A 19,736-nucleotide genomic window follows, 5' to 3' on the forward strand; every position below is an offset into this window, starting at 1 on the left:
AACCTCTCGCGGGCTCCCTCGTCCGGTGATGTGTTCGGTGAAAGGTCGGGGATTCGGGGGCGCCGGCCGCCCGGATCGGGCCGCCGGCGCCGGGCCGGATCAGACGGTCCAGGGTGCCGGCCGGTCCGTATCGATGCCGTACTTGGCGATGGCGTCGGCCACCGTCCGGGCGGGGATCACGCCGTCCTCGGCGAGGCTGTGCAGGGCCGCCACCACGACCCAGTGCCGGTTGACCTCGAAGAAGTCGCGCAGGCGGGCGCGGTAGTCGGAACGGCCGAAGCCGTCCGTCCCGAGCACGCGGTAACGGCCCGGCACCCAGGTGCGGATCTGGTCGGCGAACAGGCGCATGTAATCGGTGGCGGCCACCACCGGGCCGGTGCGCCCGGTCAGGCAGGTCTCCACATGGGAGAGGCGCCGGCCCTCGAGCGGGTGCAGCAGGTTCCAGCGCTCCGCCGCCATGGCGTCGCGACGCAATTCGGTGAAGCTCGGGCAGCTCCAGATGTCGGCGCTGATCCCGAAATCCTGCGCCAGCAGGTCGGCGGCGGCGATGACCTCGCGCAGGATGGTGCCCGAGCCGAGGAGCTGCACGCGCAGACCCTCGGTCGTTTCCTTCGGGCCTTCCTTGAAGAGGTACATGCCCTTGATGATGTCGGCCTCGGCGCCCTCGGGCATGCCGGGGTGCTCGTAGTTCTCGTTCATCACGGTGATGTAGTAGAACACGTCCTCCTGCTCGGCATACATCCGGCGCAGGCCGTCCTGCACGATCACCGCCACTTCGTACGAGAAGGTCGGGTCGTAGGAGACGCAGTTCGGGATGGTCGACGCGATCAGGTGGCTGTGGCCGTCCTCGTGCTGCAGGCCCTCGCCGTTGAGGGTGGTGCGCCCGGCGGTGCCGCCGATGAGGAAGCCGCGCGCCCGCATGTCGCCCGCCGCCCAGGCGAGGTCGCCGACCCGCTGGAAGCCGAACATCGAGTAGTAGACGTAGAACGGAATCGTCGGCGCGTCGGAATGCGAGTAGGAGGTCGCGGCCGCGATCCAGGACGACATCGCGCCCGGCTCGTTGATGCCCTCCTGGAGCATCTGACCGTTCTTGTCCTCCTTGTAATACATGAGCTGGTTGGCATCCTCCGGCCGGTAGAGCTGGCCGACCTGCGAGAAGATGCCGAACTGGCGGAACATGCCCTCCATGCCGAAGGTGCGGCTCTCGTCGGGCACGATCGGCACGATGCGGTGGCCGATGGTCTTGTCGCGCAGCAGCGTGTTGAGGATGCGCACGAAGGCCATGGTGGTGGAGATCTCGCGGCCCGCGGTCTCCTTGAGCTGGGCCGAGAAGGCCGAGAGCGGCGGGATTTCGAGAGCCTGCGATTTGCGCCGGCGCGCGGGCAGCGGTCCGCCCAGGGCTTCCCGCCGCGCCATCAGGTAGCGGTGCTCGGGGCTGCCCTCGGGGAACTTGATGAAGGGGATCTCCGTCAGCTGGTCGTCGGTCAGGTCGATCTGGAAGCGGTCGCGGAACTGGCGCAGCACCGCCTCGCCCATCTTCTTCTGCTGATGGGTGATGTTCTGGCCCTCGCCGGACTCGCCCATGCCGTAGCCCTTGACGGTCTTGGCCAGGATGAGGGTCGGCTGGCCCTTGTGCCGGGAGGCGGCGCTGTAGGCGGCGAAGACCTTGCGCGGGTCGTGGCCGCCGCGGGTGAGGCGCCAGATGTCGTCGTCGCTCATGTCGGCCACCAGGGCCGCGGTCTCGGGGTAGCGCCCGAAGAAGTGCTCGCGGATATAGGCGCCGTTCTTCGACTTGAAGTCCTGGTACTCGCCGTCGACGCATTCCTCCATCAGGCGCGCCAGCATACCGGTGCTATCCTTCTGGATCAGGGCGTCCCAGCCCGACCCCCACAGCACCTTGATGACGTTCCAGCCGGCGCCCCGGAAATCGGCCTCCAGCTCCTGGACGATCTTGCCGTTGCCGCGCACCGGCCCGTCGAGGCGCTGGAGGTTGCAGTTGATGACGAAGACGAGGTTGTCGAGTTTTTCGCGCGCCGCGAGTGCGATGGCGCCGAGGCTTTCCGGCTCGTCCATCTCGCCGTCGCCCATGAAGGCCCAGACCTTGCGGCCATCCGTCTGCGCCAGGTTGCGGTGGTGCAGGTAGCGCAGGAAGCGGGCCTGATAGATCGCCATCAGGGGGCCGAGGCCCATGGAGACGGTGGGGAACTGCCAGAAATCCGGCATCAGCCAGGGATGCGGATAGGACGACAGGCCCTTGCCGCCGACCTCCTGGCGGAAGCCGAGGAGCTGGTCCTCGGTGAGGCGCCCCTCCAGGAAGGCGCGGGCATAGATGCCGGGCGAGGAATGGCCCTGCACGTAGATGAGGTCGCCGCCGTGGTGGGCGTCGGCCGCGCGCCAGAAATGCATGAAGCCGGTGTCGTAGAGGGTCGCGGCCGACTGGAAGCTGGCGATGTGCCCGCCGAGTTCCGACGAATCCTTGTTAGCCCGCAGGATGATCGCGATGGCGTTCCAGCGGATGGCCGAGCGGATGCGGTGCTCGATGACCCGGTCGCCGGGATGCGGGTCCTGCTTCTCGGGCAGGATCGTGTTCAGGTAGGCGGTGTTGGCCGAGTAGGGGACCGGAGCGCCCTTCTTGCGGGCTCCGTCGATGACCTGCTCGATCAGGTAATGCGCCCGCTCCGGCCCATCGACGTCGAGGACGCCGTCCAGCGAATCGAGCCATTCCTGCGTCTCGACGGGATCGAGGTCGCGGCTACGCTCCATGGCATCCTCCTAAAGGCTTTTTCTGCGGGCCTTGGAACCCGCTTATGTGGCTGATCCCCGCTGAGCAGCGTTCGTGCCACCTGCAACCAAGCCCGGTTCTCCTTTCGCCGCAATGGCTTCGGGGAATCACCCCGTATTTGGTCTGCGAATTTTGTTACGGGTTTCAGTTTTTTTGTCTGGGTTTCCGGACATGTCGCGTCGGCCCGGTCGATCCGGTCGACGATCAGGCCGCCCGGGCGTGCGGGTCAGCGCTGGGTTCGGACGATCCAGCCAATGGCGAGGCCCACCAGCACGATCAACAGCACCGTCGAGCCCGTCTCGGACGGCGTCAGTTGAGTCCAGTCGACACGGCTGGCCGCCAGCAGGGCGACGCCGCCTCCGAAGCCGAGGGCGAGGACCATGGGGCGAGGACGATGGGATGGCCGGGACGGCAGCCCCGCGGCGCGGCCCCGTTGCAGGGCGCGGAGTTCGGCCCAGCCTGCGCGCAGGGCCGCGCGGCGCGAGCCGTCCGGCTCCCGTCCCGTTTGGCCCGTCCCTGTTTGTCGCGCTTTTGGAAAGACGAGGACCAACAGCGCCATCGCGATAGCGAGGTCCAGAACGCTCCGGGGTTTCTGCGACCGGTGCTCGGGCTCGTTCATGGTCGACCTCGCCATGAGGTCCCCTTAGGGACGACAGCGGAGACCGGGGCGGGAGATGGTCCCGCCACGATGGAACCGGCTCTCCGGCGAGGGACGCCGGAAAAGCACCAGGCTCAATACACCAGGATCAGTGTACCAAAATCTTGGACAGGAAGTTCTGCGCCCGCTCGGAGCGGGCGTTGCCGAAGAAGTCGTCCTTGGTGGCGTCCTCGACGATCTCGCCCTTGTCCATGAAGATGACCCGGTTGGCGACCTTGCGGGCGAAGCCCATCTCGTGGGTCACGCACATCATGGTCATGCCCTCGCGGGCGAGCTGGACCATGACGTCGAGCACCTCGCCGACCATCTCGGGGTCGAGGGCCGAAGTCGGTTCGTCGAACAGCATCACCACCGGGTTCATGGCGAGCGCGCGGGCGATGGCCACGCGCTGCTGCTGGCCGCCCGAGAGCTGGCCCGGATACTTCTTGGCATGGGCCGAGAGGCCGACCCGGTCGAGGAGCTTCAGGCCGGTATCCAGGGCGGCGCCCGGATCGCGCTTGAGCACCTTCATCTGGGCCAGGGTCAGGTTCTCGGTGATCGACAGGTGCGGGAACAGCTCGAAATGCTGGAACACCATGCCGACCCGGGCGCGCAGCTTCGGCAGGTTGGTCTTCTTGTCGTGCACGGCGGTGCCGTCGACCACGATCTCACCCTTCTGGAAGGGCTCCAGGGCGTTGACGCACTTGATCAGGGTCGACTTGCCGGAGCCCGAGGGGCCGCACACCACCACGACCTCGCCCTTGTTCACGGCGGTGGTGCAGTCGGTGAGGACCTGGAAGTCGCCGTACCATTTGCTGACGGACTTCATGGTGATCATGGGGCCCGCGGTGCCGGGGGCCTGCGACGTGTTCAGCGGAGTGCGCATGGGAGGAATCCTCAAGGCTCGGGATGCGGCGGGACGCTCGGGCGTCAGCGGATGATGGCGATCTTCTTCTGGAGATGGCGCACCGCCATCGAGGCGATGAAGCAGACCGCGAAGTAGACCACGGCCGCGAACAGATACATTTCCACGAGGCGGCCATCGCGCTGGGCGATCTTCGAGGCCGCGCCGAGGAAGTCGGTGATCGAGAGCACGTAGACCAGCGAGGTGTCCTGGAAGAGCACGATGGTCTGGGTCAGCAGGATCGGGGTCATGTTTCGGAAGACCTGGGGCAGGATCACCGTGCGCATGGCCGAGAAGTAGGTCAGGCCCAGGGCCGAGGCCGCCGCCGCCTGGCCCTTGGGGATCGACTGGATGCCCGCGCGCATGATCTCGGAGAAGTAGGCCGCCTCGAACAGCGTGAAGGTCACCAGCGAGGAGGTGAAGGCGCCCACCGTCATCGGCCGGTCGGCCCCGGTCACCCACTGCCCGAGATAGGGCACCAGGAAGTAGAACCAGAAGATCACCAGCACGAGGGGCAGCGACCGCATCAGGTTGACGTAGCTCTTGGCCACCAGCGGCACCACCGGGATGCTGGAGAGCCGCATCATGGCGATGAGGGTGCCGAGGACGATGCCCCCGAGGGCGGCCAGCGCCGTCAGGGTCAGGGTGAAGCGCATGCCGTCGAAGAACAGGTACGGCAGCGCGGAGGTGATGACGGAGACGTCGAAATTCGCGAGCATCGCGGCGATCCTTGAAGAACGTGGCGGCGGGGGACGGGCCTTCAGCGATGGCCCGGGACGGCGACGCGACGCTCGATCCAGCCGGAGATGAAGATCACCACGACGTTGATGAGCACGTACAGGATGGTGGCGGCGGTGAAGGCCTCGAACACCTGGAACGAGAATTCCTGCATGGCGCGGGCCCGCGCGGTGAGTTCGAGCAGGCCGATGGTCAGCGCCACGGAGGTGTTCTTGAGGTTGTTCAGGAATTCCGAGGTCAGCGGCGGCAGGATCATCCGGTAGGCGCTCGGCAGGAGCACGTAGCGGTAGGTCTGGTACACCGTCAGGCCCATGGCGGTGCCGGCCATCTTCTGCCCGCGCGGCAGGGCCTGGATGCCGGCGCGCACCTGCTCGGCGACGCGGGAGGCGGTGAAGAAGCCCAGGCACACCACGGCGGTGTAGAACGGCGCGTTGGGGAGCTGCTTGACCCAGCTACCCCAGGATTCCGGCAGCACCTCCGGCAGGACGAAGTACCAGAGGAACATCTGCACCAGCAGCGGGATGTTGCGGAACAGCTCGACATAGACCGTGCCGACGGTGTTGGCGGTCTTCGACGGCAGGGTCCGCATCACGCCGACGACCGAGCCGAGGAAGAAGGCGATGACCCAGGCGCAGAGCGCCGTCACCACCGTCCACATCAGGCCCGAGAGCAGCATGTCCGCGTAGGTCCCGGTGCCTTCCGGGGAGGCCTCGAAGAAGATGCCCCAGTTCCAGTTGTAGTTCATCGCGTCGTCGTCCCCTGTGATCGGGCATCCGGGCGAGCGCCCGTGGCGAGAAGGCGGGCGCGCGCCCGTGAATGTGGCGGTGCTGTGTCGGACAGTGCCGAGACCTTGAGCGGAAGGTCCAGGGCCTTGACGGCCATGGCCGGGTCCCACGCTGACATTTCCAGAGATTTGCCGCTTTTCCGGGCAGGTGCAGCTTTACGGCACGCAGGCGCCCACGCTCCGCGCCGAGGGGGCGGAGCGTGGGGCACGGGTCGATTCGGATCGGGTCGGGGGAAAACGTAATTCGGGCGCGGCATCGGTGGCCGGCCCCCAAGCATCATCCGGACCAGAGCGCGGGACTTGGCGCATCCTCGGGGAGCGTGCGCGTTTGATCGCGGGCGTTGCGAGCCCCCGCGCGGGGCTTGGCTCACCCGCGCGGGGCTTGGCTCACCCGCGCGGGGCTTGGCTCACCCTCGCGGGGCTTGGCTCACCCTCGCGGGGCTTGGCTCACCCTCGCGGGGCGTGCACGCCGCTCAGGCGTGGGCCGGATTGGCCGCCGGGGCAGCGTCCCGGGCCGGACGGCCGAGGGTGAGGATCAGCCCGGCGGCGACGAGGCAGAGAGCCCCGGCGGCGAAGAAGGCCGGCAGGTAGCTCGCGAGTTCGGTGCGCGAGAGGCCGGCCCCGTACGCGATGGTCGCCGCCCCGAGCTGGTGCCCGGCGAAGACCCAGCCGAAGACCAGGTTGGCGCGCTCGCGCCCGAACCGCGCCGCCGTCAGCCGGACGGTGGGCGGCACCGTGGCGATCCAGTCGAGGCCGTAGAACACCGCGAACAGCGACAGGCCGACGAAGGAGAAATCCGAGAACGGCAGGAACATCAGCGAGAGGCCGCGCAGGCCGTAGTACCAGAACAGGAGCCAGCGGTTGTCGTAGCGGTCGGAGAGCCAGCCCGAGGCCACGGTGCCGACGAAATCGAACACCCCCATGGCGGCGAGCACGCTGGCGCCCTGCACCGGCCCGATGCCGTAATCGGCGCAGAGCGGGATGAAGTGGGTCTGGATCAGCCCGTTGGTGCTGGCCCCGCAGATGAAGAAGGTGGCGAACAGCACCCAGAACACCCGGGTGGCGGCGGCGTCCCGCAGGGCCGCGATGGCCCCGCCGGCGCTCGGCCCGGGCGGAATCTTGCCCGCCACCGGCGGGATCTTGTCCATCGCTGGCGGGGTCTCGCCGTAAGGGGCCAACCCCAGATCCTCCGGGCGGTCGCGCATCAGGGCGAGCACGCCGAGGCCGGCCGCCAGGAGGAGCCCGCAGATCACCAGCAGCGCGGCGCGCCAGCCCAGGGCCTCGGTCAGGGCGGCCAGCAGGGGCAGCACCACCAACTGTCCGGTGGCGGAACTCGCGGTGAGCAGCCCGACGACGAGGCCGCGCCGGTGCGAGAACCAGCGGGTCGCCACCGTGGCCCCCAGCACAAGGGCGGTCAGCCCCGTGCCGATGCCGACCACCACGCCCCAGAGCAGGACGAGCTGCCAGACCCGGGTCATCCCGAGGGAGGCCAGCAGCCCGCCGGCGATGAGCAGGAGGGCCAGGAGCACGATTCGGCGCGGGCCGTAGCGGTTCATCAGGGCGGCGGCGAACGGCCCCATCAGGCCGAACAGGACCAGGCGCACGGCCAAAGCCGAGCCGATCGTCGCCGTGTCCCAGCCGAATTCCTTCTGCAGCGGCAGGATCAGCACGCCGGGCGCCCCGACCGCGCCGGCCGTCACCAGCATGGTCAGGAAGGTCACGCCGGCCACCGCCCAGCCATAATGCAGGCCGCGACGGGCCAACCCGGCCGCGACGGCATCGGAGAGGCGGAGGGTGGGATCGGGGGCCATGGCGCGTCGCTCCGAGGCGCCGGCTGCCGGGGCGCTGCGCCTTGCATAGGCGCATATGCACGTATTAGACAAGCGATCCGTGCCCGCCGGAGTGCCCCGTGGACGAGTTTCAGCCTCGCGCCGTGATCTGCCACTGCAACGCGATCCGCCAGGGCGCCCGGCAGGTGACGCAGTTCTACGACCGACACCTCGCCGCCATGGGCCTGCGCACCTCGCAATATTCCATGCTGATCGGCCTGCGGCGGCTCGGGCCGATCTCGATCAACGGGCTCGCCGACGCGATGGCGATGGACCGGACGACCTTGGGCCGCGCCCTCAAGCCCCTGGAGCGGGACGGCCTCGTGGGCGTCGGCCCGGGTCCGAACGGGCGGACGCGCGCCCTGCACCTCACCGAGGCCGGGCGGCAGCGCCTCGCCGAGGCCGAACCCCTCTGGCGCGTGGCCCAGGCGGATTTTGAGGCCCGCTACGGCGCGTCCGAGGCGGCGGACCTGTGCACCGCCCTGGCGCGGGTGGTCCAGATTCTGTGATGCGGGTTCCGCAGCATGAGGGTCGCTCAACCCCCCACCTCCAACGCCTCCCCGCAAACGCCTCCCCGCAGGAGGGAGGAGGGCTGCGTCACAGGTCCGAAAACCTGGATGCAGGAATCCAACGGCCTGTCGAAGGAAGCGTAGCGGGCTCGACGTCTCGGCACGATCAGCACGTGAGGCGGAGGGCCCGAGCGTCGCTCCCCCGTTGCGCGCCCCCTCGCCTCACCCCTTGCGCGGGCGAGCGCCGAAGATCGCGGTGCCGACGCGGACATGGGTGGCGCCCATCTGGATCGCGGCCGGGTAATCCGCGCTCATGCCCATCGAGAGGATCGGCAGGTTGTGACGCGCGGCGATGCGGGCCAGCAGCGCGAAATGGGCGGAGGGCGGGGCCTCGGCCGGAGGGATGCACATCAGGCCCTGGATCGCCAGGCCGTGGGTCTCGCGGCATTCGGAGAGCAGAGTGTCGACGGCGGCGGGCGAGACGCCGCCCTTCTGAGGCTCGTCGCCGGTATTGACCTGGATCAGCAGCTTCGGCGTCCGCCCGGTCCGTGCGATCTCCTTGGCGAGCGAAGCGGCCAGGGACAGCCGGTCGAGGCCGTGGATCACGTCGAACAGCTCCACCGCCTCGCGGGCCTTGTTCGATTGCAGCGGCCCGACGAGGTGGAGTTCGACATCCGGGTAGCGCTCGCGCAACGCCGGCCACTTGGCCTTCGATTCCTGCACGTAGTTCTCGCCGAACAGGCGCTGCCCGGCCTCCAGGGCGGGCAGGATGCCCTCCGCCGGGATCGTCTTCGACACCGCCACCAGGGCGACCGAGGCCGGATCGCGCTCGGCATCCTCCGCCGCCTGGGCGATCTGGTGGCGCACCGCCCCGAGCCCGGCCACCACGTCGGCGGCGCTCAGGGGAGAGGGGCTGTCGCCAGCGAGAGGGGCGTCGGGAGCGGCGTCGGCCATGGTGCCTCGGAAATGCGTCGGGGGAACGGGTCCGGCGGGGACTGTCTGCCAGGGGGACTATCATTCCGAACGCAGGCCGCAAGACGGAAGCTCCCATCCGGGAGGCTTCCGCGCAGGCCGCAAGACGGAAGCTCCCATCCGGGAGGCTTCCGCGCAGGCCGCAAGACGGAAGCTCCCATCCGGGAGGCTTCCGCGCAGGCTCGTGTTGACCCCTCCCCTCCCCGTGGTAGTCCGACCGTCAAACCTCCCGGCGGCCCCGCGACGACGCGCGGGCGGCCCCTCGCTTCCCGAACCCCGGCGCCCGGCCCATGACGACCACCCCCGCGACCACCCCGACGCCCGAGCGCTACAACGCCAAGGAGACCGAGCCGCATTGGCAGCAGGCCTGGACCGAGGCCGGCATCTACGCCACGAAGAACGACGACGACCGGCCGAAATACTACGTGCTGGAGATGTTCCCCTATCCGTCGGGGCGCATCCACATGGGCCACGTGCGCAACTACGCCATGGGCGACGTGGTGGCGCGCTACAAGCGGGCGCGCGGCTTCAACGTGCTGCACCCGATGGGCTGGGACGCGTTCGGCCTGCCGGCCGAGAACGCCGCCATGGAGCGCAAGGTCAACCCGCGCGACTGGACCTACGCCAACATCGCGACGATGCGGGGCCAGTTGCAGAGCATGGGCCTGTCGCTCGACTGGAGCCGGGAGATCGCCACCTGCGATCCCGATTACTACAAGCATCAGCAGCGCATGTTCCTCGACTTCCTCGACAAGGGGCTGGTGACGCGCCGCACGGCGAAAGTGAACTGGGACCCGGTGGACCACACCGTGCTGGCCAACGAGCAGGTCATCGACGGGCGCGGCTGGCGCTCCGGCGCCCTGGTCGAGCAGCGCGAGCTGACCCAGTGGTTCTTCAAGATCACCGACTTCGCCCAGGATCTCTACGACGCCCTCGACGGCCTGGAGCGCTGGCCCGAGAAGGTGCGGGTGATGCAGAAGAACTGGATCGGCCGCTCGGAAGGGTTGGAGGTCCGCTTCGCCCTTGCGGCGCCACCCGCGCATGGGGCGCCGGAGATCACGGTCTACACCACGCGGCCCGACACCCTGTTCGGCGCGAAGTTCCTGGCCATCGCCGCCGATCACCCGATCGCCGCGGCCCTGGCTCCGGCCCATCCGGCGCTCCAGAGCTTCATCGAGGAATGCCGCCGCACCGGCACGGCCCAGGCGGCGATCGATACGGCGGAGAAGCTCGGCTACGACACCGGGCTCACGGTGCGCCACCCCCTCGATCCGTCCTGGCTGCTGCCGGTCTACGTCGCGAACTTCGTGCTGATGGAGTACGGCACCGGCGCCGTGTTCGGCTGCCCGGCCCATGACCAGCGCGATCTCGACTTCGCCAACAAGTATGGCCTCGGCAACACCCCCGTGGTCTGCCCGGAGGACCAGGCGGCGGCCACGTTCGTGGTGACCGACACCGCCTATGACGGCGACGGGCGGATGATCAACTCGCGCTTCCTCGACGACATGACCACCGACGAGGCCTTCCACGCCGTGGCCAACCGGCTGGAGGCCGAGATCCTGGACGGCGCCCCGGTGGCGCAGCGCAAGGTGCAGTTCCGCCTGCGCGACTGGGGCGTCTCGCGCCAGCGCTACTGGGGCTGCCCGATCCCGATCATCCATTGCGACACCTGCGGCCCCGTCCCGGTGCCGGTGGCCGACCTGCCGGTGAAGCTTCCCGACGAGGTCTCCTTCGACGTGCCCGGCAATCCGCTGGAGCGCGACCACGCCTGGCGCAACGTCCCCTGCCCCACCTGCGGCAAGCCGGCCCGGCGCGAGACCGACACCATGGACACCTTCGTGGATTCGTCCTGGTACTATGCCCGCTTCACCGCGCCCTGGCTCCAGGACGCGCCGACCGACCGCAAGGCGGTCGACCAGTGGCTCGCCGTCGACCAGTATATCGGCGGCATCGAGCACGCGATCCTGCACCTGCTCTACGCCCGCTTCTTCATGCGGGCGATGAAGGCCACCGGCTGGTCCGGCGTCCCCGAGCCGTTCGACGGCCTGTTCACGCAAGGCATGGTGGTCCACGAGACCTACAAGGATGCGGCCGGGGCCTGGGTGCCGCCCGCCGACATCCGGATCTCGGGCGAGACCGGCGCCCGCGAGGCGTTTCACGTGAAAACGGCGGAGCCGATCACCATCGGCGCCATCGAGAAGATGTCGAAATCGAAGAAAAACGTGGTCGACCCGGACGACATCATCGCCAGCTACGGCGCCGACACCGCGCGCTGGTTCATGCTCTCCGATTCGCCCCCCGAGCGCGACGTGATCTGGACCGAGGATGGGGTCCAGGGCGCGGCCCGCTTCGTCCAGCGCGTCTGGCGTCTGGTCTCTCTCGCGGCCGCCGGGGACACCGCATCGGGCTCCCACGACGCCGCCCTGCGCAAGGCCGCCCACAAGGCCCTGGCCGCCGTGGAGGAGGACGTCGAGCGCCTGCGCTTCAATCGCTGCGTCGCCCACATCTACACCCTGGCCAATGCCCTCGACGAGGCGCTGCGGGGCGGTGTCTCGGGCCCCGTCGCGGGCGAAGCTGCCGGCATCCTGACGCAGCTCATCGCCCCGATGATGCCGCACCTCGCCGAGGCCTGCTGGCAGGCGCTCGGGCGTGACGGGATGGTGGCGCAGGCGGCGTGGCCGGAGGTCGAGCGCGGCCTGCTGGTCGAGGACACGGTCACCCTGCCGGTGCAGATCAACGGCAAGAAGCGGGCCGACGTCACCGTCCCGCGCGCCGCCGACGTGGCGGCCGTCGAGGCCCTCGTCCTGGCCGACGAGGCCGTGCAGAAGGCCCTCGAGGGGCGTGCCCTGAAGAAGGTCATCGTGGTGCCGGGCCGGATCGTGAACCTCGTGGTCTGACACGGTCGCCGACCATGATCCTGCCGGATAGGAAACGTAAAGCTTGCAGCGAATAGGCTGTCGTCGGACCCCGGTTCGCCGTACAGACGGACGGGACGAGACAGCGGGACGACGGCAGGCATGATGCGCTTGGCAAACGGCACTGGGGCGGTTCGGACGCGGGCGACCAGCACGATCGGGCGTGCCGCGCGGGTCGTGGCCGTCGCCGCCCTGGCGCTCAACCTGTCGGCCTGCTTTCGCCCGCTCTACGGCCCCACGGCCTCGGGCGAACCGATGTCGGCCCTGCTCGCCTCGGTTCAGGTCGACGACGTCGCCATGGCCCAGGGCCAGGAGCGCCTGGGCCATTACCTGCGCAGCGAGCTGATCTTCGATCTCGACGGGTCGGGCCAGACCGCGCCGAAGCGCTACCGCCTGAAGATGCAGGGCAGCGAATCGGTACAGACCCCGATCGTCTCGTCGCTGACCGGGCGCGCCGAGGCCGGCACCATCGTGGGCACCGTGAAATACGCCCTGGAAGATCTCAGCGGCACCAAGATCATCAGCGAGGGCGTGGCGACGTCGACGGCGACCTACGACCGCTCGATTCAGCGCTTCGCCAGCCTGCGCGCCGCCCGCGACGCCGAGATCCGACTGGCCAAGGTGCTGGCCGAGCAGATCAAGACCCGCATCGCCTCCGTGCTGGTGACGAAGCCCTGAGCGGGACGCGCGCGTGACCGCCGTCAAGGCCGGCGACGTCGATGGCCTGATCCGGCGCGGGCCCGATCCGCGTATCGCGGTGCTGCTCGTCTACGGCCCCGATACCGGTCTCGTCTTCACCCGCGCCAAGACCCTGGCCGAAGCCTTCGTCAGCGATCCGGGCGACCCCTTCGCCATGGTCAAGATCGACGGCGACGTGCTGGCGCAGGACCCCGGCCGCCTCCTCGACGAGGCCGGCACGGTCGGGCTGTTCGGCGGCACCCGCACGATCTGGGTCCGGGCCGGCAGCCGCAACTACGCCCCGGCCGTGGACGCCGCCCTGAAGGCGGAGATCCACAACGCCCGGATCGTGGTCGAGGGCGGCGATCTCGGCAAGTCCGCTCCCCTCCGGACGCTCTGCGAAAAGTCGCCGAAGGCCCTCGCCCTGCCCTGCTACCCGGATGACGAGCGGGCGCTCGGCGACCTGATCGACCGGACGCTGCAGGATCAGGGCCTGCGCATCGCACGCGACGCCCGGGACATCCTCGCCACCAGCCTCGGAGGCGACCGGGGCGCCAGCCTGTCGGAAATCGAGAAGCTGGCGATCTACGCCCGCGGGCAGAGCCAGGTGAGCCTGGACGATGTCGAGGCGGTGGTCAGCGACGTCGCCGGCAGCGTGCTCAACACCCTGATCGACGCGGCTTTCGCCGGCCGTACCGGAGAGGTCGAGCGCGACTATCGCCGCTTCCGCCACGAGGGCATGGATCCGTCGGTGATGCTGGGCTCGGCCCTCCGCCATGCTCTGACCCTGCTGGCGACGCGCCTCGCGGGGGAGGGTTCGAGCGCCAGCCAGATGGTGGCGAACTGGCGCGGCCTGCATTTCCGGCGGAAAGCCCTCGTGGAGACGCAGCTCGCGCGCTGGTCGCCCCCTGCCCTGCGCCATGCGATCCAGCTGTTGCAGGACTCGGTCCTGGCCTGCCGCCGGGCTGACCCGGAACTGGCCCACGCCCACGCGTCGAGCACGCTCCTGCGCATCGCCGGCGAGGCGGCCCGGCGCCGCTGACCGGGCGGCCCCGGGGGGGAACCTGAGAGAGGGGTCTCAGGCCTCGGGCAGCGTCACCCGGAAGCGCCGGCACAGACCGTCGAGTTCGTCGGCGGTCTCGTAGCGGATGCGGATCTCGCCGGCGCCCGCGACCTTCGACTTCACCGCCACGCTGACGCCGAGCGCCCGCGCCATCGCCTGTTCGAGGGTGCGGATCTCCGCATCCTTGCCGGCGGCACGACGGGGCCGGCCGGGGCGGGGGCCGTCGCCCTCGGGCACCTCGGCGGAGGCCAGGGCCTCGACCTCGCGGACCGACAAGCCCTCCTCCACGATCCGCCGCGCCACGCCCTCGGGGTCGCGCACCGCCAGCAGGGCACGGGCATGGCCGGCGGTGATCTCGCCGGCGACGACCCGGTCCTGGATCGGCGGCGACAATTGCAGCAGCCGCAAGGTATTGGCGAGATGGCTGCGGCTCTTGCCGAGGATCTCGGCCAATTCGCTCTGGCTGTACTGGAACTCGCTCATCAGCCGCTCGTAGCCGGCCGCCTCCTCGATCGCGTTGAGGTCGGTGCGCTGGACGTTCTCCAGGATGGCGAATTCGAGCGAGGTGCGGTCGTCGATCTCGACGGTGACCACCGGCACGTCGTGGAGGCCGGCCCGCTGGGCGGCGCGCCAGCGGCGCTCGCCCGCCACGATCTCGTAGGTGTCCGGCACGCCCGCCAGCGCCCGGACCACGATCGGCTGGATGATGCCCCGCACCTTGATCGAGGCGGCCAGCTCTTCGAGATCCGACTCGTGGAAGCGGCGGCGCGGGTTACGTGGGTTCGGGCGCAGGAACTCCACCGCGACCTTGCGTTGCGCCTGGGATTTGCTCGCCTCGGCGTTGTCGTCGCCGAAATCCCCGATCAAGGCCGCGAGGCCGCGCCCGAGCCGGGGCCGCACCACATCATCCGCCATCGCCACCTGCTTCAACTCCGAACGCACTGGGTCATGTCATGGGGTGAGGGCAGGGCGCCCCCACCCGTCTCAGGCCGCGACGGGCAGGCGCCCCTCGCGCTGGATGATCTCGGAGGCGAGCCGCAGATAGGCCTGCGAGCCCGCGCATTTGAGATCGTAGAGCAGCACCGGCTTGCCGTGCGAGGGGGCCTCGGACACGCGCACATTGCGGGGGATCATGGTCTCGTAGACCTTCTCGCCCATGAAGCTGCGCACATCGGCCACCACCTGCGCCGACAGGTTGTTGCGGGGATCGAACATGGTCAGGACGATGCCCTGGATGGTGAGGCGCGGATTGAGCGCGCCCCGCACCTGCTCCACCGTGCGCAGCAGCTGGCTCAGGCCTTCGAGGGCGAAGAACTCGCACTGGAGCGGCACCAGCACGGCGTCAGAGGCCGCCAGGGCGTTGATGGTGAGGAGGTTCAGCGAGGGCGGGCAATCGATTAGCACGTAGGTGATGCCGGCCGTGCTGCCGGTCTCGCCGATGCCCTTGAGGACATTGCGGAGCCGGTGGGCGCGGTCGGGCGCGCTGGCCATCTCCAGCTCCAGGCCGAGCAGATCCATGGTCGAGGGCGCCACCATCAGGCGCGGTACCGCCGTGGGGATGCAGGCCTGGGCCAGGGACGCCTCGCCCGCGAGCACGTGGTAGGTCGAGACCTTGCGCTGGCGCCGGTCGATGCCGAGCCCCGTCGAGGCGTTGCCCTGGGGATCGAGATCGATCACCAGCACACTCTCGCCGATGGCCGCCAGGGCGGTGCCGAGATTGATCGCCGTCGTGGTCTTGCCGACGCCGCCCTTCTGGTTGGCCAGGGCCAGGATGCGCAGCGGCCGATCCGGATGGGCTCCGGCCGTCGGTACGGGAGTCGGATCGCTTGTCATGAATCCACGCGAGATAGGGTCGTGACGCGGACGATCCGCGCTTCCGACTCGGTTCGGCTCGGCACGAGATCGTAAACGAATCTCCACCGTTGCGCGGCCTCGGTCAATTCCGACTGGATGTCACGTCCTTTCGGAAACAGGCCGACCGTGCCGGTTGTCAACAGGGGCTCGGCCCAGGCGAGAAGCTGGGTAAGGGGGGCGACCGCCCGGGCACACACCACGGCGACGCCCTGATGGGCCGCGATGGCCTGCTCGATGCGGGCGTTGTGAACCCGGGCCGGCGCCCCGGTGAGGCGGGCCGTCTCGGTGAGGAAGGCGCATTTCCGCGCATTGCTCTCGATCAGGTCGACCCGGAAATCCGGGCGGTCGTGTCCGGCGATGGCCAGGACCAGACCGGGCAGGCCGGCCCCTGCCCCAAGATCGAGCCAGGTCGCGGCGTCCGGTGCAAGGTCCAGGAGCTGCAGCCCATCGGCGATGTGGCGACTCCAAACCTCGGACAGGGTACCGGGTCCAACGAGATTCTTGATGGTCTGCCAGCGCCGCAACTGCTCGACATAGATGTCGAGGCGCCGCGCTGTTTCACGTGAAACATGCGCTTCGGCCAGGACCCGGTCGCGGTCGCGCTCAACCATGGGCCGCGACACCCCGACCGGCCCGGCGCGCATGAGCGGCCAGCAGGGTCAGCGCCGCCGGCGTCACCCCCTCGATTCGGGCCGCCTGCCCCAGCGTCCCCGGCCGCACCGCTTCGAGCTTCAACCGCATCTCGTTCGAGAGCCCGGCGATGCCGGCATAATCCAGGCGCACCGGCAAGGCGACGGCCTCATCCCTGCGGAACGCGGTGATGTCGGCCTGCTGCCGGTCGAGATAGACCGCATAGGTCGCATCGGTGCAGAGGCGGTCGGCCACCCGTGCCGGCACGGCCTGCAATTCGGGCCAGACGGTGCCGAGGCGGTCCCAGTCGATCCCCGGATAGGACAGGAGCTGGAAAGCGCTCCGGCGAATCCCGTCCTGGTTCAGGGCGATGCCAACGGCTTGCGCCTGGTTCGGGGTCAGGCTCAGGGCATCGAGCTGCGCCCGCGCGGCGTCGAGCGCCGTCTGCGAGGCCGCGAAATGTTCGGCCCTGTGGCGACCGACGCAGCCCAGGGCGGCCCCCCTCGGGGTCAGCCGCTCGTCGGCATTGTCGATGCGCAGCGAGAGGCGATACTCGGAGCGCGAGGTGAACATGCGATACGGCTCGCTCACCCCGTGGGTGACGAGATCGTCGATCATCACGCCGAGATAGGATTCGGCCCGGTCGAAGATCGCCGGGGCCGAGCCGCCGACGAGGCGCGCGGCATTGATGCCGGCGACGAGCCCCTGCCCCGCCGCCTCCTCGTAGCCGGTGGTGCCGTTGATCTGTCCGGCGAGGAACAGGCCGGGCAGGCGCTTGGCCTGCAAGGTGGCGTCGAGTTCGCGCGGATCGACGTAGTCGTACTCGATGGCGTAGCCCGGTCGCAGGATCGTGGCGCGTTCAAGACCCGGGATCAGCGCGATGACATCGCGCTGGACGCTCTCGGGCAGGGCCGTGGAGATGCCGTTGGGATAGACGGTCGGATCGTCCAGGCCCTCCGGTTCGAGGAAGATTTGGTGTCCCTCGCGGTCGCCGAAGCGCACGACCTTGTCCTCGATCGAGGGGCAGTAGCGCGGCCCCCGGCTGGCGATGCCGCCGGAATACATCGGCGAGCGATGCAGGTTGGCCCGGATGAGATCATGCACCGCCTGCGTGGTGCGGGTGATGCCGCATTCGATCTGCGGCGTGGTGATCCGGTCGGTGAGGGTCGAGAACGGAACCGGATCGTCGTCCGCCGCCTGCATCTCCAGGCGCGACCAGGCGATGGTGCGGCCGTCGAGGCGGGCCGGCGTCCCGGTCTTGAGGCGCCCCAAGGCGAAGCCGGCGCGATCGAGCGTCAGGGCCAGACCCACCGAGGGCGCCTCGCCGACACGACCGGCCGGGATCTGGGTTTCGCCGATATGGATCAAGCCGCGCAGGAAGGTGCCGGTGGTGAGCACCACGGCGCCGCAGGGGAGGGCGCGGCCGTCGTTCAACAGGACCGCCGCGACACGTCCCTGCGTGATGGTGAGGTCGGCGACCTCCGCCTCGATCACCGTCAGGTTCGTGGTCTCGGCGATGGCGGCCTGCATGGCGCGGGCGTAGAGCTTGCGGTCGGCCTGGGTGCGGGGGCCGCGCACGGCCGGTCCCTTACGCCGGTTGAGCAGGCGAAACTGGATGCCGGCCGCATCGGCGACGCGGCCCATCAGGCCGTCGAGGGCGTCGACTTCGCGAACCAGATGGCCCTTGCCGAGGCCGCCAATGGCCGGATTGCAGGACATGGCGCCGATGGTGGCGGCCTGATGGGTCACGAGGGCCGTACGCGCGCCGATCCGGGCCGCGGCGGCCGCAGCCTCGACGCCGGCATGGCCCCCGCCGACGACGATCACGTCGTAGGAATTAGGTGTGTGGTTCATGCGATGGATTAAGCGTCTGGCGCGCGGATGGTCAACGCGCGCCGAGCGAAGATTGCGGTTTCCACGTGAAACAAGAGGCTTGTGCGCCCGCAGGACAACAGGGTGCTGCGCCTTGCGCCGGTCCTCGTCACTTGCCGATGCAGAAGCCCGCAAACAGCCGGTCCAGCATCTCCTCGACGCCGACATGCCCGGCCACTTCCCCCAGTGCACGGACCGCGAGGCGCAGATCCTCCGCCGCCAGTTCGGGCAGCGGGGCGCCGGCGAGCAGGCGGTCGAGATGGTCCCGGCACCGGCTGAGCCCGAGGCGGTGGCGTTCGCGGGTGATCAGCGCGTCGCCGCTTCCGATCGCCTGCGCGGCCCGGGCTTCGATGGCGGCGAGCAGGCGATCGAGGCCAGCGCCCGTCAGAGCCGAGAGGCCGATGCAATCGGTGTCGTTCGAGGAATCGCCGAGACCGAGATCGCACTTGGTCCGGACGTGGAGCACCGGACCGCCCGGATCGGGCGTGGGTGTCGAGTCCCGCTCGGCGTCCGGGCCTTCCAGCATCACGATCAGGTCCGCCTGGGCCATGCGGGCCCGGGTTCGCCGGATGCCCTCCGCCTCGATGGCGTCCGTCGCCGCGCGCAGACCGGCCGTGTCGACCAGGATCACCGGCAGCCCGCCGAGGTCGCAGCGGACCTCGATGACATCGCGGGTCGTGCCCGGAAGATCCGAGACGATCGCCGCCTCGCGCCGACTCAAGGCGTTCAGCAGCGTCGACTTGCCGGCATTGGGCGGACCGGCCAGCACCACGGTGAAACCGTCGCGCAGGCGCTCGCCCCGGTGACCATCCGCCAGGACGGCGGCGATCTGGTCGCGAATTGCCCGCGCCCGCTGGCTCAGCGCCGCATCGAGCGCAGCGTCGTCGACATCGCCCTCATCGGAGAAATCCAGCGCCGCCTCGACGCCGGCCAGGAGATCGATGAGCCGGGTGCGCCAATCGGCGACCTGACGGCCGAGGGCGCCATCGAGCTGGCGCAGGGCCTGGCGCCGCTGCGCCTCGGTCTCGGCATCGATGAGGTCGGCGATGCCCTCGGCCTCGGTCAGGTCGAGGCGCCCGTTGAGGAAGGCCCGGCGGGTGAAGGCACCGGGCTCGGCCGGTTGGCATCCGGGGATCTCCGCCAGCGCCCGCAGAACGGCCGTACGGACCGCAAGCCCCCCATGCAGATGGAGTTCCGCCATATCCTCGCCGGTGAAGCTGGCGGGACCCGGCATCCAGGCGACCAGCGCCTCATCCAGCGGGTCGCCGTCCGGCATCCGCAAGGTGCGCAGCGACAGGCGCCTGGGAACCGGCAGGGGAGGGGCGAGGGCGCGGATCACCGCGGCCGCGTTCGGCCCGCTGATCCGGATCACGCTGACGGCGGCCCGGGCTGGCCCGGTCGCAGGCGCGAAGAGGGTGGTGGTTTCGATCATCCGTGCGGTGCCCCGCAACCCGACAATTCCGGTCTCGGAATATAGACCGGTCTCGGAATATCGTTATGCCGGCAAACCAAATTGGTTTCTTGCGGAAAATTTTTGGGAAATAGGCAGGACGATGCTTGTCCCCGGGG

At 69.5% G+C, this 19,736-nt stretch carries 16 protein-coding genes; 4 read left to right on the forward strand and 12 right to left on the reverse strand.

Annotated elements, in window-relative coordinates; genetic code table 11:
• Positions 1 to 99 precede the first annotated feature (99 nt).
• From aceE to ACV7NL_RS03945, 6 genes are all read right to left on the reverse strand, one after another.
• A complete protein-coding gene (gene aceE / locus ACV7NL_RS03920) occupies positions 100 to 2,763 on the reverse strand; it encodes a pyruvate dehydrogenase (acetyl-transferring), homodimeric type (protein WP_463354986.1) in 2,664 nt (887 codons plus the stop codon).
• A 245-nt stretch (positions 2,764 to 3,008) separates the two neighbouring features.
• Positions 3,009 to 3,401 carry a hypothetical protein gene (locus ACV7NL_RS03925; protein WP_247637193.1) on the reverse strand — a complete coding sequence of 131 codons (393 nt, stop codon included), beginning with the start codon at positions 3,399 to 3,401 and terminating at the stop codon, positions 3,009 to 3,011.
• Positions 3,402 to 3,528: 127 nt separating this feature from the next.
• Positions 3,529 to 4,257, reverse strand: coding sequence for an amino acid ABC transporter ATP-binding protein (locus ACV7NL_RS03930; RefSeq protein ID WP_056187987.1), 729 nt, complete (start codon positions 4,255 to 4,257; stop codon positions 3,529 to 3,531).
• Positions 4,258 to 4,349: 92 nt separating this feature from the next.
• Positions 4,350 to 5,042, reverse strand: a complete 693-nt coding sequence (locus tag ACV7NL_RS03935) for an amino acid ABC transporter permease (RefSeq protein ID WP_056187403.1) — start codon at positions 5,040 to 5,042, stop codon at positions 4,350 to 4,352.
• Positions 5,043 to 5,083: 41 nt separating this feature from the next.
• Entirely contained in the window at positions 5,084 to 5,806 is a 723-nt protein-coding gene (locus ACV7NL_RS03940; RefSeq protein ID WP_056187406.1) for an amino acid ABC transporter permease, read from the reverse strand.
• A 512-nt stretch (positions 5,807 to 6,318) separates the two neighbouring features.
• Positions 6,319 to 7,656, reverse strand: coding sequence for an MFS transporter (locus ACV7NL_RS03945; protein WP_463354987.1), 1,338 nt, complete (start codon positions 7,654 to 7,656; stop codon positions 6,319 to 6,321).
• 98 nt (positions 7,657 to 7,754) lie between these two features.
• On the opposite strand from ACV7NL_RS03945, the gene ACV7NL_RS03950 reads away from it, so the two are divergent.
• A complete protein-coding gene (locus ACV7NL_RS03950) occupies positions 7,755 to 8,183 on the forward strand; it encodes a MarR family winged helix-turn-helix transcriptional regulator (RefSeq protein WP_056187412.1) in 429 nt (142 codons plus the stop codon).
• Between the two features lie 222 nt (positions 8,184 to 8,405).
• Here the strand turns inward: ACV7NL_RS03950 and ACV7NL_RS03955 are convergent, their stop codons facing one another.
• Entirely contained in the window at positions 8,406 to 9,137 is a 732-nt protein-coding gene (locus ACV7NL_RS03955; protein WP_463354988.1) for a YggS family pyridoxal phosphate-dependent enzyme, read from the reverse strand.
• 308 nt (positions 9,138 to 9,445) lie between these two features.
• Between ACV7NL_RS03955 and leuS the strand changes: the two genes are divergently transcribed.
• The 3 genes from leuS to holA all read left to right on the forward strand — a co-directional run bounded on the left by leuS (position 9,446) and on the right by holA (position 13,790).
• The gene (gene leuS, locus ACV7NL_RS03960; protein WP_463354989.1) at positions 9,446 to 12,052 is read left to right on the forward strand and encodes a leucine--tRNA ligase; all 2,607 of its coding nucleotides are present in this window, start codon (positions 9,446 to 9,448) and stop codon (positions 12,050 to 12,052) included.
• Between the two features lie 120 nt (positions 12,053 to 12,172).
• Positions 12,173 to 12,748 (forward strand): LPS assembly lipoprotein LptE, encoded by a 576-nt coding sequence (gene lptE, locus ACV7NL_RS03965; protein WP_463354990.1) that lies wholly within the window; start codon positions 12,173 to 12,175, stop codon positions 12,746 to 12,748.
• Between the two features lie 13 nt (positions 12,749 to 12,761).
• Positions 12,762 to 13,790 carry a DNA polymerase III subunit delta gene (holA, locus tag ACV7NL_RS03970; protein WP_463354991.1) on the forward strand — a complete coding sequence of 343 codons (1,029 nt, stop codon included), beginning with the start codon at positions 12,762 to 12,764 and terminating at the stop codon, positions 13,788 to 13,790.
• A 36-nt stretch (positions 13,791 to 13,826) separates the two neighbouring features.
• On the opposite strand, the gene ACV7NL_RS03975 is transcribed toward holA, so the two are convergent.
• The 5 genes from ACV7NL_RS03975 to mnmE form a co-directional block, all read right to left on the reverse strand.
• Entirely contained in the window at positions 13,827 to 14,726 is a 900-nt protein-coding gene (locus ACV7NL_RS03975) for a ParB/RepB/Spo0J family partition protein (RefSeq protein WP_463357049.1), read from the reverse strand.
• Between the two features lie 69 nt (positions 14,727 to 14,795).
• Positions 14,796 to 15,644: a ParA family protein gene (locus ACV7NL_RS03980; protein ID WP_056187421.1), complete on the reverse strand. Its 849-nt coding sequence runs from the start codon at positions 15,642 to 15,644 to the stop codon at positions 14,796 to 14,798.
• Positions 15,641 to 16,276, reverse strand: coding sequence for a 16S rRNA (guanine(527)-N(7))-methyltransferase RsmG (rsmG, locus tag ACV7NL_RS03985; protein ID WP_463354992.1), 636 nt, complete (start codon positions 16,274 to 16,276; stop codon positions 15,641 to 15,643). Before rsmG ends, ACV7NL_RS03980 begins: the two co-directional genes overlap by 4 nt.
• Entirely contained in the window at positions 16,269 to 18,149 is a 1,881-nt protein-coding gene (gene mnmG / locus ACV7NL_RS03990) for a tRNA uridine-5-carboxymethylaminomethyl(34) synthesis enzyme MnmG (RefSeq protein WP_463354993.1), read from the reverse strand. Before mnmG ends, rsmG begins: the two co-directional genes overlap by 8 nt.
• 127 nt (positions 18,150 to 18,276) lie before the next feature.
• Positions 18,277 to 19,599: a tRNA uridine-5-carboxymethylaminomethyl(34) synthesis GTPase MnmE gene (mnmE, locus tag ACV7NL_RS03995; RefSeq protein ID WP_463354994.1), complete on the reverse strand. Its 1,323-nt coding sequence runs from the start codon at positions 19,597 to 19,599 to the stop codon at positions 18,277 to 18,279.
• Between the last annotated feature and the right edge of the window lie 137 nt (positions 19,600 to 19,736).

This window comes from Methylobacterium sp. Ger2507 (assembly GCF_055231875.1).

Bases quoted from the DNA above. Each gene is read 5' to 3' on its own strand.
- aceE (WP_463354986.1), bottom strand. From the start codon at position 2,763: ATGGAGCGTAGCCGCGACCTCGATCCCGTCGAGACGCAGGAATGGCTC.
- ACV7NL_RS03955 (WP_463354988.1), bottom strand. From the start codon at position 9,137: ATGGCCGACGCCGCTCCCGACGCCCCTCTCGCTGGCGACAGCCCCTCT.
- ACV7NL_RS03975 (WP_463357049.1), bottom strand. From the start codon at position 14,726: ATGGCGGATGATGTGGTGCGGCCCCGGCTCGGGCGCGGCCTCGCGGCC.
- ACV7NL_RS03940 (WP_056187406.1), bottom strand. From the start codon at position 5,806: ATGAACTACAACTGGAACTGGGGCATCTTCTTCGAGGCCTCCCCGGAA.
- ACV7NL_RS03925 (WP_247637193.1), bottom strand. From the start codon at position 3,401: ATGAACGAGCCCGAGCACCGGTCGCAGAAACCCCGGAGCGTTCTGGAC.
- ACV7NL_RS03930 (WP_056187987.1), bottom strand. From the start codon at position 4,257: ATGATCACCATGAAGTCCGTCAGCAAATGGTACGGCGACTTCCAGGTC.
- mnmE (WP_463354994.1), bottom strand. From the start codon at position 19,599: ATGATCGAAACCACCACCCTCTTCGCGCCTGCGACCGGGCCAGCCCGG.
- rsmG (WP_463354992.1), bottom strand. From the start codon at position 16,276: ATGGTTGAGCGCGACCGCGACCGGGTCCTGGCCGAAGCGCATGTTTCA.
- lptE (WP_463354990.1), top strand. From the start codon at position 12,173: ATGATGCGCTTGGCAAACGGCACTGGGGCGGTTCGGACGCGGGCGACC.
- ACV7NL_RS03945 (WP_463354987.1), bottom strand. From the start codon at position 7,656: ATGGCCCCCGATCCCACCCTCCGCCTCTCCGATGCCGTCGCGGCCGGG.
- ACV7NL_RS03980 (WP_056187421.1), bottom strand. From the start codon at position 15,644: ATGACAAGCGATCCGACTCCCGTACCGACGGCCGGAGCCCATCCGGAT.
- ACV7NL_RS03935 (WP_056187403.1), bottom strand. From the start codon at position 5,042: ATGCTCGCGAATTTCGACGTCTCCGTCATCACCTCCGCGCTGCCGTAC.
- mnmG (WP_463354993.1), bottom strand. From the start codon at position 18,149: ATGAACCACACACCTAATTCCTACGACGTGATCGTCGTCGGCGGGGGC.
- leuS (WP_463354989.1), top strand. From the start codon at position 9,446: ATGACGACCACCCCCGCGACCACCCCGACGCCCGAGCGCTACAACGCC.